Annotated in this window: 16 protein-coding genes; all 16 read left to right on the top strand. The window is 62.8% G+C overall.

Annotated features, from left to right (window positions below; all coding sequences use genetic code 11):
• Window positions 1-52: 52 nt before the first annotated feature.
• Window positions 53-1,081 (top strand): MCE family protein, encoded by a 1,029-nt coding sequence (locus BLW81_RS08450; RefSeq protein WP_083043738.1) that lies wholly within the window; start codon window positions 53-55, stop codon window positions 1,079-1,081.
• Window positions 1,078-2,406, top strand: a complete 1,329-nt coding sequence (locus BLW81_RS08455; protein WP_011559062.1) for an MCE family protein — start codon at window positions 1,078-1,080, stop codon at window positions 2,404-2,406. Before BLW81_RS08450 ends, BLW81_RS08455 begins: the two co-directional genes overlap by 4 nt.
• On the top strand, window positions 2,403-3,749 hold the full coding sequence (locus tag BLW81_RS08460; protein WP_083406788.1) for an MCE family protein: 1,347 nt from the start codon (window positions 2,403-2,405) through the stop codon (window positions 3,747-3,749). The genes BLW81_RS08455 and BLW81_RS08460 overlap by 4 nt, the downstream gene beginning before the upstream one ends.
• Complete coding sequence (locus tag BLW81_RS08465; protein ID WP_011559064.1) at window positions 3,746-4,885, top strand: MCE family protein; 1,140 nt, start codon at window positions 3,746-3,748, stop codon at window positions 4,883-4,885. The genes BLW81_RS08460 and BLW81_RS08465 overlap by 4 nt, the downstream gene beginning before the upstream one ends.
• Window positions 4,885-6,339 (top strand): MCE family protein, encoded by a 1,455-nt coding sequence (locus BLW81_RS08470; RefSeq protein ID WP_083406789.1) that lies wholly within the window; start codon window positions 4,885-4,887, stop codon window positions 6,337-6,339. The genes BLW81_RS08465 and BLW81_RS08470 overlap by 1 nt, the downstream gene beginning before the upstream one ends.
• Window positions 6,336-7,001 (top strand): Rv1363c family protein, encoded by a 666-nt coding sequence (locus BLW81_RS08475; RefSeq protein ID WP_083406790.1) that lies wholly within the window; start codon window positions 6,336-6,338, stop codon window positions 6,999-7,001. The genes BLW81_RS08470 and BLW81_RS08475 overlap by 4 nt, the downstream gene beginning before the upstream one ends.
• A complete protein-coding gene (locus BLW81_RS08480; protein WP_083406791.1) occupies window positions 6,998-7,657 on the top strand; it encodes a hypothetical protein in 660 nt (219 codons plus the stop codon). Before BLW81_RS08475 ends, BLW81_RS08480 begins: the two co-directional genes overlap by 4 nt.
• Before the next feature lie 87 nt (window positions 7,658-7,744).
• Window positions 7,745-8,869, top strand: coding sequence for an epoxide hydrolase family protein (locus tag BLW81_RS08485; RefSeq protein WP_173839706.1), 1,125 nt, complete (start codon window positions 7,745-7,747; stop codon window positions 8,867-8,869).
• Window positions 8,870-9,031: 162 nt separating this feature from the next.
• A complete protein-coding gene (locus BLW81_RS08490; protein ID WP_011559069.1) occupies window positions 9,032-10,465 on the top strand; it encodes an aldehyde dehydrogenase family protein in 1,434 nt (477 codons plus the stop codon).
• A gap of 316 nt (window positions 10,466-10,781) precedes the next feature.
• Window positions 10,782-12,242 carry an MFS transporter gene (locus tag BLW81_RS08495; protein WP_013470367.1) on the top strand — a complete coding sequence of 487 codons (1,461 nt, stop codon included), beginning with the start codon at window positions 10,782-10,784 and terminating at the stop codon, window positions 12,240-12,242.
• A complete protein-coding gene (locus tag BLW81_RS08500) occupies window positions 12,232-12,711 on the top strand; it encodes a MarR family winged helix-turn-helix transcriptional regulator (protein WP_011767841.1) in 480 nt (159 codons plus the stop codon). The genes BLW81_RS08495 and BLW81_RS08500 overlap by 11 nt, the downstream gene beginning before the upstream one ends.
• Window positions 12,712-12,945: 234 nt before the next feature.
• The gene (locus tag BLW81_RS08505) at window positions 12,946-14,337 is read left to right on the top strand and encodes a Rieske 2Fe-2S domain-containing protein (RefSeq protein ID WP_069416760.1); all 1,392 of its coding nucleotides are present in this window, start codon (window positions 12,946-12,948) and stop codon (window positions 14,335-14,337) included.
• Entirely contained in the window at window positions 14,334-14,876 is a 543-nt protein-coding gene (locus BLW81_RS08510; protein WP_083406792.1) for an aromatic-ring-hydroxylating dioxygenase subunit beta, read from the top strand. Before BLW81_RS08505 ends, BLW81_RS08510 begins: the two co-directional genes overlap by 4 nt.
• A gap of 106 nt (window positions 14,877-14,982) precedes the next feature.
• Window positions 14,983-16,014 (top strand): 2,3-butanediol dehydrogenase, encoded by a 1,032-nt coding sequence (locus tag BLW81_RS08515; protein ID WP_083406793.1) that lies wholly within the window; start codon window positions 14,983-14,985, stop codon window positions 16,012-16,014.
• A gap of 66 nt (window positions 16,015-16,080) precedes the next feature.
• Window positions 16,081-17,322 (top strand): CaiB/BaiF CoA transferase family protein, encoded by a 1,242-nt coding sequence (locus tag BLW81_RS08520; RefSeq protein WP_235632223.1) that lies wholly within the window; start codon window positions 16,081-16,083, stop codon window positions 17,320-17,322.
• Window positions 17,319-18,485, top strand: coding sequence for a thiolase C-terminal domain-containing protein (locus tag BLW81_RS08525; RefSeq protein ID WP_083406795.1), 1,167 nt, complete (start codon window positions 17,319-17,321; stop codon window positions 18,483-18,485). Before BLW81_RS08520 ends, BLW81_RS08525 begins: the two co-directional genes overlap by 4 nt.
• The last annotated feature ends 22 nt before the right edge of the window (window positions 18,486-18,507 follow it).

Consider the following 18,507-nt stretch of genomic DNA (forward strand, 5'->3'; position numbering starts at 1 on the left):
CGGCCGCGCAGATCGTCGAAAATACCTGTAAACGTCGGAGGGGAGCATCGCCGTGACCAATAAGATGTCGGCCGTCTTGTGGCGCCTCGGAATCTTCGTGGTCGTGTGCGCTCTGGGTGCCTTCGCCCTCATCGCCGTCTTCGCGCAGCTGCGCTTCGAGCGCGAACAGCGCTACACCGCTGTGTTCGCGAATGTCAGCGGACTGACGAGCGGCGACTTTGTCCGCATCGCCGGTGTCGAGGTCGGCAAGGTCAGAACCCTCACTGTCCGGGATGATTCCACCGTGGCGGTCGAGTTCGGGGCCGACGACTCGGTGGTACTCACCGACGGCAGCCGCGCTGTCATCAAATACGACAACCTGATCGGCGACCGTTACCTGGCGATCGAGGAAGGCGCGGGCGGAACCACGAAACTGCGGCCCGGCGACGCAATCCCGTTGGACCGCACCGCGCCGGCACTGGATCTCGACGCCGTGATCGGGGGCTTCCGGCCTCTGCTGAACGCGCTAGACCCCACCCAAGTCAACACCCTCACCAGCCAGCTCATCGCAGCCTTTCAGGGGCAAGGCGCCACGATCGGTTCCATACTGGCTCAGACCGCAGCGCTAACGAACACCCTGGCCGACCGGGACGAGCTCATCGGGCAAACCATCGTCAACTTGAACGTGGTGTTGGGATCGCTGGCCGGGCACAGCGACCAGTTCGGCAAGGCCATCGACTCACTGTCGCAGCTCGTGCACGGACTTCAAGCCCGTAAACAGGACATTAGCAACGGAGTGGCCTACGCCAACGAGGCCGCCCGCTCGATCGCCGACCTTCTCGCCCAAGCACGACCACCGCTGCAGAAAACGGTCCATGAAACCGATCGCACCGCGACCGCTGTGCTCGCCGATCGCGACTATTTCGACAACCTCCTGAACACCCTGCCCGACACATATCGGGTAATGCTCCGGCAAGGTCTCTACGGCAACTACTTCACCTTCTACCTGTGCGATCTGCTGCTGAAAGTCAATGGGAAGGGTGGGCAGCCGGTGTACATCAAACTGGTCGAACAATCCAGCGGTAGGTGCACGCCCCAATGAAGACCTTCAGCGAGCGCAACGTCATTGTCATCGGCGCCATCGGTGTCCTTCTCACCGCGGCTATCGTCGCTGGTGCGCTCAACTACAACAAGCTGCCGTTCGTTTCCTCCGGCAAGAGCTATTCGGCGTATTTCGACGAGGCCGGCGGACTGACCACCGGCGCCCCGGTGCGGGTGTCGGGGGCTCCCGCCGGCCAAGTGCAGAGCATCACCCTCGACGGGCAGTGGGTACTGGTCACGTTCACGGTAGCCGACGGCATCCGGCTGGGCGACCGTACCGAGGCGTCGATCAAGACGACCAGTGTGCTGGGCAATAAGGTCCTCGACCTCACGACCCGCGGCGCCGGGACGCTTGCGGGCACAATCCCCGTCGAGCGGACCACCTCGCCTTATCAGCTGCCGGACGCTATCGGAGACCTCACGACCACCATCAGCGGACTCGACACCGGCCAGCTGTCCGCCTCGCTGGCAGTGCTGTCCCAGACCCTCCAAGACACCCCCGACGATCTGCGGTTCGCCGTCGCCGGGATCGCCCGCTTCTCGGAAACCCTCAACCAGCGCGACGCCCAGCTGCGCGACTTACTGGCCCATGCCGCCAAGGCGACGACCGTCCTGGGCGAACGCAGCAACGACATCGTGCGGCTGATCTCCGACACCAACGCGGTGTTGGCGCAGCTGCGCACCCAAAGCGCAGCGCTCGACGAGATCTCGACCAGCATCTCCGCGGTAAGTCGCCAACTCGCGGGCTTCATCGCCGAGAACAAGACAACACTCAAACCCGCCCTCGAGAAACTAAACGGGGTTCTCGCGATCCTCGACAACCGGAAAGCTCAGATCCAAGAATCCATCAAGGGTCTGGCCGCCTACGCGATGCAGTTCGGCGAGACTATCGCAGCCGGCCCCTTCTTCAACGCCTACCTCGCCAACCTCGTGCCCGGACAGTTCATCCAACCGTTCGTCGATGCGGCGTTCTCCGATCTCGGTCTGGATCCCAACGTGCTCTTACCTTCTGAGCGCACCGACCCTCAGGTGGGCCAGCCCGGCACCCCGGCGCTGCCGATTCCGTATCCGAGGACCGGCCAAGGGGGCGACCCCAAACTGACTCTGCCCGACGCGATCACCGGAAACCCGGGTGATCCCCGCTACCCGTATCGCGAATCGGTACCGGCCCCTCCGCCAGGTGGTCCCCCACCAGGTCCGCCGGCACCGCCACCACCCGATCAGCAGGCCCCGCAGCCGCCGACCCCAAGCCCGGTCGTCGTGCCGGCGCCCGACGAAGTCGCGCCGGGACCAACAGATTCCTCGATCCCCCAAGGCAGACGATGACGAACTCTCGGACCAAACTCGGATTGGCAATCATTTTGGTCAGCCTCGTCGTGGGCGGCGCGATTGCGGTGACACGCGCGGCACACGAGCTCGATCGTGTTCACGTCGTCGCCTACTTCGACAACAGCAACGGTGTGTTCGTCGGCGACGACGTCCGCATCAAGGGCGTCCGCGTCGGCAGGATCGAGGCCATCGAACCGCAACCCACACAGGTCAGAATCACCTTCTGGTTCGACGCGAAATACCCGGTGCCCGCCGACGCCAAAGCCGTGATCTTATCCCCGACACTGGTCACGTCCCGCGCCATCCAATTAACCCCGGGCTACACTGGTGGCCCGACGCTGCAGAACAACGCGACCATCCCCCGGGCGCGCACCGCTGTTCCGGTGGAGTTCGACGAATTCCGCCAACAGCTCGAACGGCTGACCGCTTTGCTGCAGCCCACCGAGCCGGGCGAAGTGAGCACGCTGGGCTCCCTGGTGAACACCGCCGCCGACAACTTGCGCGGTCAGGGTCCGGCGATCCGCGACGCCATCATCAGGCTGTCCCAATCGGTGTCCGCGCTCGCCGATCACAGCCCGGACATCTTCACCAGCGTCAGAAACCTGTCGACACTGGTCTCGGCGCTGCAGGACAGCACCGTCCTGATACGTCAGCTGAATCAGAACCTTGCGTCGGTCACCGGGCTTTTGGCCAACGAGCCCACCGAAGTCGGGGACGCGGTGAAAAACCTCAATGACGTGGTGGGCGAGGTGACCGCGTTCGTCGCCGCAAACCGCGACACGATCGGCGCCACCTCGGACAAGTTGACGTCGGTTTCACAGGCGCTGACAGACAGCACCGACGACATCGAACAGCTGCTGCACATCGCGCCGACGACGCTGTCTAACGCCGCCAACCTCTACCAGTCCGCCCAGGGCACGCTCACCGGAGCTCTTAATGTCGCCAACTTCTCCGATCCGATCACCTTTTTGTGCGGCGCAGTGCAGGCCGCCTCGCGACTGAACAACGAGCAGTCGGCGAAATTATGTGTGCAGTACTTGGCGCCGATCATCAAGAACCGCCAATACAACTTCCCGCCGATCGGGGTCAACCCCTTCGTCGGTGCGACTGTTCGACCGAATGAAGTCACCTACAGCGAGGATTGGATGCGCCCGGACTACGTTCCGCCGCAGCCGACGCTGCCGGCCGCGACCGGCGCCGACCCGGACGCGCCGCCACCGCTTACCGGGCCGACGCTGCCCGCCGAAGCTCCGGTGCCGATTCCGGACCCGTCGAATCGGCAGACCGATCCGGCCGCCGGGTTGCCCGGCATGATGATTCCGCACGGGGGCGGTTCATGACGGGGAAGCGCTTCGCTCGCGCCGCCGCGGTGATCATGATCGCGCTGACCGTCGCCGGGCTGTCGGGATGCGGCTTTCGCGGGTTGAACTCCTTTCGGCTGCCCGGGACGCAAGGCCAAGGGCAGGGCTCCTACACGATTCAGGCCGAAATGCCCGATGTCGAAACCCTTCAGCCGAACTCACGTGTCCGCGTGGGCGACGTCAATGTGGGCACCGTCACGAAGATCGAGCGTCGAGGCTGGCATGCGCTGCTCACACTCGCACTCAACGGCGACGTCGACCTTCCCGCCAACTCGACCGTGTCGTTGGGTCAAACCAGCCTGCTGGGCTCACTGCACATCGAGTTGGCACCCCCCACCGATGTTCGTCCCGCGGGAAAACTCCGGGCCGGTTCACTGATCCCGTTGACCTCAGCTGGGGCTTACCCGTCTACCGAACAGACCCTGGCGTCGGTATCCCTCCTGCTCAACGGTGGCGGAGTGGGGCAAGTACAGGACATCACCACCGCCCTCACGTCTGCGCTGGGAGGCCGCGAAGCCGACTTCCGCAGCCTGCTTACACAATTGGACACCTTCACCGCGAACGTCAACGGTCAAATCGGCGACATCATCGCGGCCACAGACAGCCTCAACAATCTGGTCGCCCAGTTCGCGGCGCAAAAGCCGATCATCGACAAGGCCCTGGAAACAATCCCCGACGCGCTGGCGGTTATCAACGCCGAACGCGATCAGCTGGTGGAGGCGGTCGACCAGCTCGGCAAATTCAGCGCGCTGGCCGCCGACACGGTCAACCAGTCCCAAGAGTCGTTGATCCAGATCCTGAACGACATGGGACCGGTACTGGAATCACTGGCTAACGCCGGCCCGGCGCTGACCCGGTCCCTGAACCTGTTCACCACGATTCCGTTCGTGAAAGACAACCTGACCAAGTGGTGGCGCGGTGACTACGCCAACATCACCACGATCGTGGACCTGACTTTGAGTCGTATCGACGCGGGGCTGTTCACCGGTACCCGGTTCGAAGGGCACCTCACCGAACTGGAATTGCAGTGGGGCCGCACGATCGGACAACTGCCCAGCCCCTACACCGCGCGAAACCCGTTGATCGTCCCCTACCGGCTGGATCAAGGACCGTAATGTACCTGAGCAAACGAGTCCGGCTGCAACTGGCCATCTTCGCCATGGTGACCGTGGTGGCCGGTGGAAGCATGGCCTTCGCCTATCTTCGGCTGCCAAGCCTGCTCTTCGGTGTCGGCCGCTACCAAGTCACCATGAAGCTTCAGGACGCAGCAAGCCTGTACCGCGACGCCAACGTCACCTACCGGGGCACAACGGTGGGCCGGGTCTCAGACGTCCGCCTCAGCGACGCCGGGGTCGACGCCATGCTGTCGCTGCAATCGGACACCAAGATCCCAGCAGACCTCGATGCCCACGTGGGCAGCCACACCGCGGTCGGCGAGTTGTTCGTCGACCTCGTGCCGCGAAGCGGTGACGGTGCGCCGCTGAAGAACGGCGACGTCATCCCGGCCGACCGCACCTCGGTGCCCCCCGACATCAACGCCTTGCTACGCGCGGTCAACACCGGTGTTCAGGCGATCCCCCGCGACAACCTCACGACGGTCATCGACGAGTCCTACATCGCTTTCGGCGGCCTGGGTCCCGACCTGGCCCGGCTGACGCGGGGCGCCACCACGCTGGCCATCGACACGCGCAACAACCTACCCGCCCTGACCACCCTCATCGACGACGCCAAACCCATCCTCGACGCCCAAACCGAAACCTCCGATTCCATCCAGACCTGGGCGAGCAACCTCGCTCAAGTCACCAATCAGCTGCAGCTGCAGGATGAATCGGTGCAGGGCTTACTGGTCAACGGACCCCCCGCCGCAGACCAGGTACGTCAGCTCTTCGAACGGGTACAGCCCACCCTGCCCATCCTGCTGGCCAATCTCGTCAGCCTCGGGCAGGTGGCGCTGACCTATCAACCCAACCTCGAGCAGATCCTCGCCCTGTATCCGATCGAGATCGCCGGCCTCCAGGGTGCCGCGCTGGCCAACCGGAACACCAAACAGGACTACAAAGGCCTGTTCCTGTCGTTCAACCTGAACCTCAATGTGCCGCCGCCGTGCAGAACGGGATACCTACCTGCCCAACAACAACGCGCACCGTCTGAAGTGGATTATCCACCGAAGCCGCCAGGTGACTTGTACTGTCGGATCCCGCAGGAGTCCGGCCTCACGAACGTCCGCGGGGCCCGCAACCTGCCGTGTGTGACTCGGCCGGGGAAGCGCGCGCCGACGGTGAAGATGTGCGAGAGCGACGAGAACTACGTACCGCTCAATGAGGGCACCAACTGGAAAGGTGATCCGAACGCGACGCTGTCCGGTCAGCCGGTTCCGCAGCCGCCGCCAGACCCGCCCCCCCCTGTGCCGGTGACCGCCCCGATTGCGGTCGCCGAGTACGACCCGAGCACCGGCAGCTACATCGGACCTGATGGCAAACAGTACAGGCAAGCGGATTTGGGCCAGAATGCTGTCGGGCAGCACACCTGGCAGGACATGCTGCTTCCGCCAAAGGACGGTAAACCGTGAGCATGCACACCGCCGACGACCCCCCCGGCGACGATCCCACACCGTGCTCGCCTGCCCCTGATGACACCCTCGATGTCGGCACCGACAAGGGCGCTGGCGGTGCGGGCGCCGACAGCGAGGACACCGAAGTCGTCGACGGCAAACACCAGCGGGACACCTCTCGCGCCTGGCGCAACCGAATGCCGCCGCAGCGACTGGCGCTTGTGATGGGATCGGTAGCAGCCGTGACGATGGGAGCACTGACCAGTTGGCTTGGCTTCCAGACCCACCAAGCGCATCAGGCATCCGAACAACGTCAGCTATTCGTGCAGGTCGGACGGCAAGGCGCACTGAATCTAACCACGATCGACTGGCAGCACGCCGACGTCGATGTCAAGCGCATTCTCGACTCGGCTACCGGCACGTTCTACGACGAGTTCTCCCAGCGGTCACAGCCGTTCATCGACGTGGTCAACAAAGTAAAGTCGAAATCGGTGGGCACCATTACCGAGGCCGGCTTGGAATCGCATTCCCGTGACACGGCCCAGGTGCTGGTCGCAGTCAGCGTGAAGACCACGGTCGGCGATGGGCCCGAACAGGAACCCCGAGCATGGCGAATGCGCGTCACGGTGCAGAAAGTCGGCAACGATGCGAAGGTCGCCGACGTGGAGTTCGTGGTATGAGGAATTCACCAGCGAAAGTCGAGCCCGATGACGGCGACGCCGCCCACTCCGCCGGAGCCGACGCCCAACCACCATCACCCGAGAAAACATCGAAGAGCGCGTCGGGATGCGAGGCCGCCGTAGCGCCAGAATGCCTGGACCGCGACGATGTGGCCTCGACAGACAATCGTCGCGGCACTTTCGTGCGGATGCTCGGATTCTGGCTCTTGCCCTCTATCGCGTTGTTGTCCGCGCTGGGCGCGGCCTACTTCAAGTATCAAGAAGGGACCGCCGGTGACGAGGATCGCGCCCGCGTTGAAACCGTTCAGGTCGCCACCGAAGCGACGGTCGCGATGCTGTCCTACACACCCGAAACGGCAGCCGAGAAACTCAAGGCCGCGCGCGATCGACTGACGGGACCATTTCGCGGTTCATACACATCGTTGACTGAGGATGTCGTGATTCCTGGGGCGCAGCAGCAACGAATCTCAGCCACCGCCAGGGTGTCAGCCGCCGCCTCCGTCTCCGTAAGCAAGAACCGTGCCATCGTCATGGTGTTCGTCGACCAAACCACCACTGTGGGCAAAGACGCGCCGACAGAGACCGACTCCGTAGTCCAGGTCAGCCTCGACAAGGTCGGATCCCACTGGTTGATATCGGGTTTCGAGCCGAAATGAGCACCATCCGAACTTCAAGGTCGGCTGGTGGCCCCCGAGTCCGCCGATAACAACGTGTGAGGAGTGACCTTGAGTGCCGTGCGCGCAGTGAGACCATTTAGCATCCACGTCGCCGATGACGTTCTCGACGATCTACGAACGCGTCTTTCGCGGACCCGTTGGCCGGAAGCCGAATGTGTACCGGACTGGACCCAGGGCATCCCGCTCGGGTACACCCGCGAACTGGCCGCCTATTGGGCCGACGGATACGACTGGCGGTCCCGTGAAGCCGCCCTCAACCGATTCGATCAGTTCGTCGTCGAAATCCACGGCGTGGACATCCATTTCATCCACCAGCGATCTCCGCACCAAGAGGCTTTTCCGCTGGTGATCACCCACGGCTGGCCCGGCTCGATCGTGGAGTTTCACAACGTGATCGAGCCGCTGACCAACCCGACTGCCCACGGGGGACGGGCCGAGGACGCCTTCCACGTGGTGTGCCCGGCGCTTCCGGGCTACGGTTTCTCCGGCAAGCCCACCAACGCCGGCTGGGGTGTCGGGAAGATCGCGCAGGCCTGGGAGACGCTCATGCTGCGCCTTGGCTACCAGCGCTACGGCGCCCAGGGCGGCGACTGGGGCGCAGCGATCACCACACAAATGGGCCGCAACCGCGGCCACTGCGCCGCCATCCATCTGAATATGCCGATCGCTTACCCTCCAGCGGGCGGCATCACCGATCCGACCGAGGAAGAACAGCTGGCCCTGGCCGCCCTGACGACTTATCAGCGTTGGGAGACAGGCTATTCCGAGCAGCAGTCCACCCGGCCTCAGACCGTCGGCTACGGACTGGCCGATTCGCCGGTCGGCCAGATGGCCTGGATCGTCGAGAAATTCGCAGCGTGGATGGACTGCGACGGCCATCCCGAGAACGTGCTCAGCCGCGATGAGCTCCTCGACAACGTCATGATGTACTGGGCTACCAATAGTGGCTCCTCCTCGGCCCGGTTGTACTGGGAGAGCTTCAAGACCCTGGACGCGACAACTCGTGTGGAATTGCCCACTGGTATTGCTGCCTTCCCCAAGGAGGTCCTGCCCGCACCGCGAAGTTGGTGCGAACCGATCTACAACATCACCCATTGGACGACCATGCCGCGCGGCGGGCACTTCGCCGCTCTGGAACAACCGAGGCTCTTCGTCGACGACATCCGCGCATTCTTCGAATCCGTGCGGTGATGCGGCCAGCCGGCAGGCAACGAAGCTTTGGGAGCACGCTTTCGATGAGCTAAACTTTCTGTATTGCGGAGATATTATCTGCTAGCAAGAGGATGCCCGCTGACAAGCACGTGTCAACTATCAAGGAGGCGATGAGTGGTAGACGACCCACGGAGTGCAGTCATGAGAACGTGGACGCTCCCGCTAGGTGACGCAACTTTGCAGGGCCAAAGCGTCTACGACGTGGAGGATCCGTGTACCGGCGACGTGCTGACCCAGGTGCCCGACTGCAGCAGTGAGGATGTCGACAGGGTGGTGGCGACTGCACATGCCGCTCAACGCGATTGGGCGCTGCGGACGCCTCGCCAGCGCGGCACCGCGCTGCGGGCTTTGGCGACACTCATGCGCGATCACTCTGAAGAGCTCGCGCTGCTCGACGCAATTGACGGCGGCTTTCCACTGCCTGCGATGCGCGACGACGTCACGTGGGCGGCCGACGTGCTCGAGCTGATGGCAGACGACGCGCTCGACCTCGGCGGACGGACTATCCCGCTCTCGGCGAACCTGCACTACACGCTGCAGCAGCCCTACGGCGTAGTCGCTCGAATCGTCCCCTTCAATCATCCCGTCCTATTTGCAGGATCCAAGATCGCCGCTCCGCTGATGGCGGGGAACGCCGTGGTGCTCAAAGCTCCCGATCAAACACCGTTGTCGGCCATCCGGCTCGCCGAGCTCGCCAGGGAGGTCCTGCCCGAAGGCTTATTCGGGGTGGTAACCGGGCACGGGGCAACTGCCGGCGCCGCGTTGGTTGCCCATCCACTAGTCCGGCGAATCGGCTTCATCGGCTCCCCGGGCACGGGCCGACATATCCAGCGCTTGGCGGCCGAGCACGGCGTCAAATACGTCACGCTGGAACTCGGCGGCAAGAACCCCATGATCGTCATGCCGGACGCCGACCTCGAGGCGGCTGCCAAAAGCGCCGTGGTAGGGATGAACTTCACCACCACCGCGGGCCAATCATGCGGATCAACAAGCAGACTGCTGCTGCACGAAGCGATCGCTGACGAGGTGATTGATCTGGTCGTCGATCAGGTCGCTGCCATCAAGGTAGGCGACCCGCTCGTTGACGGCACGGACATGGGACCCGTCATCGACCAAGCGCAATACTCAAAGTCGTTGCGGGCCATCGAGTCAGGACGGGCGGGCGGCGCCAGCGTACTTACCGGTGGAGGACGCGCGCAGGGTGTTGGTAGCAAAGGCTGGTATGTCGCCCCGACCGTATTGGCTGGAGTGGCACCACAAGCCGATGTCGCCCGCGACGAGATCTTCGGGCCCGTTCTTTCGGTGCTGACCGTCCGTGACGAAGCCGAGGCTGTCGAAGTTGCCAACAGCGTCGAGTTCGGGTTGACCGCCGCGGTGTGGACCAACGACGTAAGCCAAGCCCACCGCATGGCTGCGGGACTTGACGCCGGCTACGTCTGGATAAACGGCAGTGCACGCCATTACTGGGGGTTGCCCTTCGGCGGTTGGAAATCGTCAGGTGTTGGATCCGAAGAGTCCACGGAGGAACTGTTGTCCTACACCCAAGTCAAGGCAGTAACCGTCACCCTGGACTGAACTGCGTCGATGCGCTGGAAGGCGTCGACTGCGGACGGTGACCTTTCTCGCAGTCGAAATCCTGTGGGAGAACTGCTATTCGACGTAGGGCGTCAGTCGGCCGTGCATCGGCGCCTCAGACGATAAGCGACCGATTAGAAAATCGACTCGGGACACGGCATCGCGCCGTTGCGGGTATGTGACACGCGGCTGTTTCCCCCGGAACCCCTCCGATGCCCGCGGCGGCGGCTATGTCCGGCGTCGGGTCCGGGCAGCACGCAATCGACTGGTACACGCCGACTTGCGCTAGCATCAGTTGTAGTTTCAAAATAGTTGTGTGAATGAAACTGTTGTCGAACGACTGAGCCGCCGGCACAAGGCCTTCGTCCTGGCGTCCTGCTGCCTGAGCGTGCTCATTGTGTCGATCGACGTGACCATCGCCAACGTTGCAATCCCGAGCATCCGCGCCGACCTTTCGGCGTCGCCTTCGCAAATGCAGTGGGTCATTGACATCTACACCTTGATGGTGGCCTCGCTATTGCTGCTCTCGGGTGCCATGGCCGACCGATTCGGTCGGCGGCGTACGTTGCAGATCGGGTTGACAATCTTTGCGTCGGCCTCCCTACTGTGCAGCGTGGCTCCCAACGTCGAAACGCTGATCGGTGCCCGCTTCCTGCAGGCGATCGGCGGTTCGATGCTCACTCCTGCTGGGTTGTCGATCGTCACGCAGGTGTTCACGGGCAGAGTGGAGCGCGCGCGCGTCATCGGCATATGGGGGGGCGTCGTAGGCATCTCGATGGCCTTGGGTCCGATCATGGGCGGAATACTTCTCGAGTATGTTGACTGGCGAGCAGTGTTCTGGATCAACGTGCCGATCTGCGCGCTTGCGGTGCTGTTGACCGCGATCTTCGTTCCCGAATCCAAGTCGGTCACCATGCGCCACGTCGACCTGATCGGCTTGGTCCTGGGCATGGCCTTCCTGTTCGGACTGGTGTTCGTGCTCATCGAAGGGCCAGGGATGGGCTGGACCGACACCCGCGTCGTCGTTAGCTGTTGCCTCGCAGCGCTGGCCTTCGCGACATTCCTGCGCTACGAGTCACGCCGCCTCGACCCGTTCGTCGAGCTCCGATTCTTCCGCAGCATCCCGTTTGCTTCGGCGACGGCCATCGCGGTGTGCGCATTCGCTGCATGGGGCGCGTTCCTGTTCATGATGTCAATCTATTTGCAAGGGGAGCGCGGGCTTTCAGCGGTGAACACCGGGCTGATGTTTCTGCCCGTGGCCGTCGGCGCATTCATCTTCTCGCCCTTGTCTGGCCGGCTGGTGGGGCGATTTGGTGCCAGACCGTCGCTGATGATCGCCGGCGCATTGATCGTCGCCGCGACTCTCATGTTCGCGCAGATGAGCGACGCTACCCCGCAATGGCGAATGCTGGTCGCCTTTGCGGTTTTCGGCGTCGGTACTTCGATGGTGAACGCACCGGTCACAACCGCGGCCGTCAGCGGTATGCCGACCGACCGCGCCGGTGCGGCGGCGGCTATCACATCCACGAGCCGACAGGTGGGCGTCGCCATCGGTGTGGCCATATGTGGCCCGGTCGCTGGTGCGGCATTGGGCGACACCAACGTCGATTTCGCGGTCTCCGCCCAGCCCCTATGGCTAGTGTTCGCTGGAGTTGGTGTGCTGATCTTCACGCTCGGTGTCTACTCGACGTCGAAGCGCGCGCTGCGCTCAGCAGAGCATCTGGCGCCGCTGATCGCAGGAACCGATCCGCGACGGGAGGCTGCCGATGTCGCGTAATCCGGAAGCGGACGAGGTCTGGCGCGCGATGACCGCACTGGTCACCGACAACCGCGACAGTTGGAGGCGAGCGACCGTCGACCAGACGGGCCTACCTTTCAGTCGCATCCGGATACTGCTCCGGCTGTCCCGCGGGTCGATGACCGTCAAAGAGGTCGCGCACGCCGTGACAATCGATCCCCCGGCGGCCACGGTGGCCGTCAACGATCTGGAGGACCGCGGCTTAGTCATGCGTCAGACTATTCCCACCAACCGGCGGTACAAAGTGGTATCACTGACCGACGCCGGCTGGTCGATGGTGGCCACCATCAATGCGGTCGACGACCCGGCTCCCGAAGCGCTTGCGGCACTTGACGGTAATGAACTGAGGGCGCTGCGCGATGCGATAGCAAGAGTCAGCGCCGCCCGCCAGACACTGAATGAAAGCCGCGGCCGGATCGCTCAACGAACGACTCTCAGTCCGGCCTAGCGAACCTGCAACTTGCCAGGGTCGCTGTGGGGTACTGCAGAAGTCGGGTCAGATGGCGGGATTGGTGGACCAAGGGCCGCGACTGTCGAGAAGAACTCTGTTCGGTTGGAGTCCTGGGTGGCAGACGTCGGTCTGCGAGGGGATGCCGGCTGATACCGCCGTTACCGCGGTGGTCTAAATAATAGCTTGCAAACAGTTGTCATCCTATGTAAACTTCCGTGTGATGTAGCCCACATGAGTGCTCACGTTCTAGGGGCACAAATCGATAGGAAGGTGCGTCCGGTGGATTCGATGGCGCCTGATGCGACGACAATGCGAACCTTAGAGAATGCGCGCGGCTCCATCCTAAAGGGTCGCCTCCCTGCGTCTCTCATCGCTAATGCAGCGCTTTACGAGCTTGAATTGAAGCGAGTATTTGGTAGGACCTGGCAGTTTCTCTGCCACGAAGACGAGATCCCCAATGCGGGTGACTATGTAGTGCGCTACATCGCTGATAACTCAATTATTGTCGCGCGGCAGCAGGATATGACGATTCGGGCGATGTCGAACTCGTGTCGGCACCGCGGCACGCTGCTTTGCCGAACCGAGTCTGGGAATGAGTCGGCGTTCCAGTGTCCGTACCACGGTTGGACCTATCGAAACAACGGTGATCTCATCGCGATACCTGCGCAGCAGGCAGTGTACGGTGCTGCGTTCGACAAGAGTCGGCTAGGGTTGCGCGCTCTGCCGATGCTGGACTCGTACGCGGGCCTTGTCTTCGGGTGTGTGTCGGATGAGGCGCCGGGACTGGATGAGTACCTCGGGGACATGCGCTGGTATCTCGACTTGATGATGAAGAAGAGCCCGGCCGGCCTTGAGGCGTGGGGTGCCCCGCAGCGTTGGGTGATTGACGCGAACTGGAAGACCGGCGCCGACAACTTTGTTGGGGACGGCTATCACACGGTCATGACGCACCGTTCGATGTGTGAGCTGGGGTTGTTACCGCCCGATAATGTGGCCGTTTCGCCGGCCCACGTCAGCCTATCGGGCGGGCACGGGGCGGGCGTTCTAGGCGCACCACCCGGCATACCCGCACCGCCGTACATGGGCTATCCGGAGGAAGTCGTCTCCGGTCTCAGCGAGGGTTACGGCGATGACGTCCATGGCGAGATGCTGAAACGGACGATGTTCATTCATGGCAATGTGTTCCCGAACTTGTCCTTCTTGAACGCCTTCATCGCCAAGGACGGGGAGTCTATGCCGGTGCCCATTCTGACCTTGCGGCAATGGCGTCCCTTGGACGCAGCGCGTATGGAGGTGTGGTCGTGGTTCTTCGTGGAGCGCAACGCGCCCGAAGAGTTCAAGCAGCAGTCGTTTGAGACTTATGTTCGGACGTTCGGGGTCGGGGGTGTCTTCGAGCAGGATGACGCCGAGATATTCCAGGCTATTACCAAGGGAACACGCGGCGAGTTGGCTGGTGGTGTGGAGCTGAACCTGGAGATGGGACTGGACAATCTGGCTCCTGATCCAACGTGGCTGGGCCCGGGACGACCGTTGGCCAGTGGCTACGCCGAACAGAATCAGCGCGAGTACTGGAAGCAGTACTTCGACTATCTGGCCACACCGAGAAGGGATGAGAACGTATGACGACAACGGTGCCGCAGGATTCACCTAAGGCTGCGAGGGTTTCGCGCGACGTGCGCGAGGAAATCGAAGACTTCCTTTTCGACGAGGCCGATCTGTTGGATCGCGATGAGTTCGAAGAGTGGCTGGAATTGCTGGCACCGGATGTGCACTATTTCGCGCGCGTCCGTCAGACGCTTCGCAGAGCAGGTGGCCCGGGGTTCTCTGAGCGCTCTATGCACCTGAGTGATAACTACACGAGTCTGAAGATGCGTATTCAGCGGCACCGAACGTCGTCGGATTGGGCTGAGGATCCTCCGTCGCGGATCCGGCACTACATCACCAATGTCAGGGTCAGGTCTGGTGAGGACGGCGATGAGTACCGTGTGACGTCGAATGCGTTGCTGGTGCGCACGCGCGGGGACGAGCCTAAGGCGGAGACAGTCGCTGCCGAGCGCCGAGACATTATTCGTCGCGACGAGACGGGTTTGAAACTGGTCCAGCGCGAGATCCTGCTGGATCACACCACATTGCCCACGCACAACCTGTCATTCTGGATCTAAGGTGCCGGTGAGCTTGACATCATTACGGCGGCGCCTCCGCCGAAACTCCGGCCCACGAACGTTGTGGCCGAGCGAATTTGGGTCTGTCCTTAAGGTAGGCCGGTAGGTGCGCGCAGCTATTTATCACGGCCGCGAAGACGTGCGGATTGAAGAGCTTCCCGACCCGAGTCCACGTGCGGGCGAAGTGGTCATCGAGGTGGCCCGAGCGGGGATCTGCGGCACAGACCTGCATGAGTACATCGCCGGTCCGATGCATGCTGCGCCAGGGGTCGTCATTGGACACGAATATTCCGGGACGGTGGTCGGCGTCGGGTCCGGCGTGCGCGAGTTCACCGAAGGTGACCGAGTCTGCGGCGTCGGCGTTTTCGGCTGCGGTGAATGCGGCTTCTGCAAACAGGGGGCTGAAGCACTCTGCGGAGCAGTCGGTTTCATCGGCTTCGCTGTCAACGGAGCACTTGCCCGCTACGCGTCGTTGCCGACGAAGGCGTTGTTTCGCATCCCGGATGAGATCAGTCTCGCCGAGGCTGCCGTCGTTGAACCGATCGCGTCGGCGTACCACGCTGTCCGCCGTAGCGGGTTGGCAGCGGGTGGGACCGTCTTCATCGCCGGCGCTGGCCCGATCGGCCTTGCCCTGGTGCAGTTCTCACTTGCCGAAGGTGCGACTCAGGTCATCGTCAGTGAGGTTTCGGCGACGCGCCGCGTTGCCGCTCACCGGGTCGGGGCTACGCGCGTAATCGATCCTCTGGCGGAGGATGCAGTTGAGGTGGTTCGGATGTTGACGAACGGAAACGGCGTCGATGTCTCCTTCGACGCTGCGGGCGTACAACCCGCGCTTGATGCGGCGTTGGGCGTGCTGCGCCCCCGCGGTCGATTGATGGTCGTGGCGATTTGGGAGGCTCCGGCTGGTATCGACATCAATCGAAGCGTCATGCGCGAAGCAGATATTGGCTTTTCATTTTGTTACGAAGCGCAAAGGCAGGTTCCGGCGATTCTTGACTTACTAGCTACGGGGGCGATCAGCCTTGGTGAACTGATCACCGACGAGATCCCGTTGGATGCCGTGATCAGTCAGGGCTTCGAGGAATTGCGCGTCAACCGCGATGCACACGTAAAAATTCTGATCGACCCATCGGCATAGCTGCGACCGGTATCGCACGCAGTAGATGTCACACCGCCGCACCAAAGGAGTTAAGTGTCCGCGAATATGGAGAGTCTGTTCGACGGTCTGACCGTCCTCGAGTTGGGGCACGTGATCGCGGCGCCTTTCGCTGCCTCGCTGATCGGCGACTTCGGAGCACAGGTCATCAAGATCGAAGACCCCGGCTCAGGCGACATGTTGCGTAGGTCCGGTCCTCGTAAAGACGGAGTGCCCCTTTGGTGGAAGTCCGCGGCCCGGAACAAGTCAAGCGTCGCTATCGATCTGCGGCTCGCCGAGGGGCAAGCGCTCGTGCGCAAAATGGTCGAACGCGCCGACGTGGTGATCGAAAACTTCCGCCCGGGAACGCTCGAGCGTTGGGGACTGGGATGGGAGGAGCTGCACGCAGCGAACCCGCGGCTGATCATGTTGCGGATTTCCGGGTATGGCCAGATCGGCCCGGAGAGCGCAAAGCCGGGATATGGACGGGTCGGCGAAGCCATGAGCGGAGCGGTACACATCACCGGGCACCCTGACCGGCCACCGACGCATTTCGGTTTCTCCCTGGGCGATGTCACGACAGGAATCATGGGTGCGTTCGCTGTTGCCGGAGCACTCTTCAAACGTGAAGCGATCGGGAATCGCTTCGATGGGGAATGTATCGACCTGGCTCTCTACGAGTCACTGTTTCGTGGTATCGACTGGCAGGTCATCCTCTACGACCAGTTGAACTTTGTTGCCGAGCGTCAGGGCAACCAGTTTCAGGTCAGCCCGTCACCGGTGTCAGATACTTATCTCAGTGGCGATGGGGTGTGGTACACCGTGGCGACCGGCACCGTCCGGTCAGTACAGAGCCTGCTCGAACTGCTGGGCGGCACGACTCTGCGCAACGATCCGAAGTACGCGACACAGGAACTGCAGATGTTGCACCGCGAGGAGCTCGGCGAGATGGTTCGCCAGTGGTTCGCCGAAAACAACTCCGATATTGTCGAAAAGGCCTGCGCGAGTGCGGGTGTCGTGGCTGCGCGGATCTTCACGCCGGCAGAGATGTTCTCCAGTCCCACGTTCGCGGCTCGCGAGAGCCTGGTCGAGGTCGCTGACCCGGAATTGGGTCCGGTCCGCGTCACCGGGGTGGTGCCGAGGTTGACGAACTTTCCCGGATCCGTGCGCAGCACCGGGCCCCGTCTCGGGATCCACGGCCAAGAGGTGCTGACTGAGTGGCTCGGCTTGGCCGACTCGGAGTACGAGGCGCTGGTATCGAGTGGCGTCGTCGGGGCGGTCGACGTTGACGGAGAGGTTCCCGGGCATTGAATTCGCTGCGCGACAAGGCCTGCATCGTCGGCGTTGGTCATACGGCCTACCGTCGTGATGCCACTGAGTCGGCAACGGACCTTGGCCTGCAACTTGAAGCGGCCCATGCCGCGATCGTGGATGCCGGGCTGTCGGTTGGCGAGATCGATGGCCTCATCTGCCCGATCAACGGTGGCACGGCCGAAGATTTCATCGCGAATCTCGGCCTGACGCATGTTCGTTACGCGGTGACTTCCCATACCGGAGGCGCGGCAAGTGTGGCGGGTCTGGCAACTGCGGCGATGGCGGTTTGGTCGGGCGTCGCTCGCCATGTCCTCATTCCCGCGGGCTGGTGTGGGTACTCAGGTCCGCGTGCCCGCGGGATGGCATCGAGCGCGGACATGGCGATAGGCAAGGTTGTCCGGGATTATTACGCGCCACAGGGCGCGGTGTCGGCGGTGCACCAGTATGCGCTCGTGGCCGACCGCTACGTCCGCAAGTATGACGTGCCGCCTGAAGCGATGGGGGCGGTGGCAGTCGCGTTTCGTGCTAACGCGCAGCTCAACTCGAATGCGGTGATGTGCGGCCGTGAGCTGACGATGCAGGACTACCTCGACGCTCCACCGATCAGTACGCCGTTTCGTTTGTTCGATTGCAGTTTGGAGACCGACGGCGCAGCAGCGGTGGTGGTATCAGCGGCCGATCGTGCGGCTGACGGCCCGCACCGGCCGGTGTTTGTGATGAGTGTGGCCGAAGGTCGCCCATTTCCCGTCGATGAGTTCGCCAACAGGGCCGATCCATTGGAGATCGGGCTCGCCGAGGCGGCGCCGCGCGCGTTTGCCGACGCCGGTGTCGCCCCGTCTGATATCGATCTGCTCGAGGTTTACGACAGTTTCACTGTCAACGTGTTGCGGCAGATCGAAGCGGCCGGGTTCTGTAAGCCAGGCGAAGCAGCGGATTTTGTACTCGACGGATGTATCGCCGCGGACGGTTCGTTGCCGACGAATCTCAATGGCGGTTTGCTCTCCGAAGCGCACGTGCAAGGGATGAACAATCTGGTCGAGGCGGTGCGGCAACTGCGCGGGGGCTTAGCGGAGCGGCAGGTCCACAATGCGGAGTTGGCGGTAGTGACCGGTATGGGCGGCGGATGGGGTTCAGGTGCTCTCGCGATATTGCGTCGGTGACAGCGTTGTGACTGGCCGCTTC

Origin of the sequence: Mycolicibacterium rutilum (genome assembly GCF_900108565.1) — a bacterium.
GTDB classification, from domain to species: Bacteria; Actinomycetota; Actinomycetes; order Mycobacteriales; family Mycobacteriaceae; genus Mycobacterium; species Mycobacterium rutilum.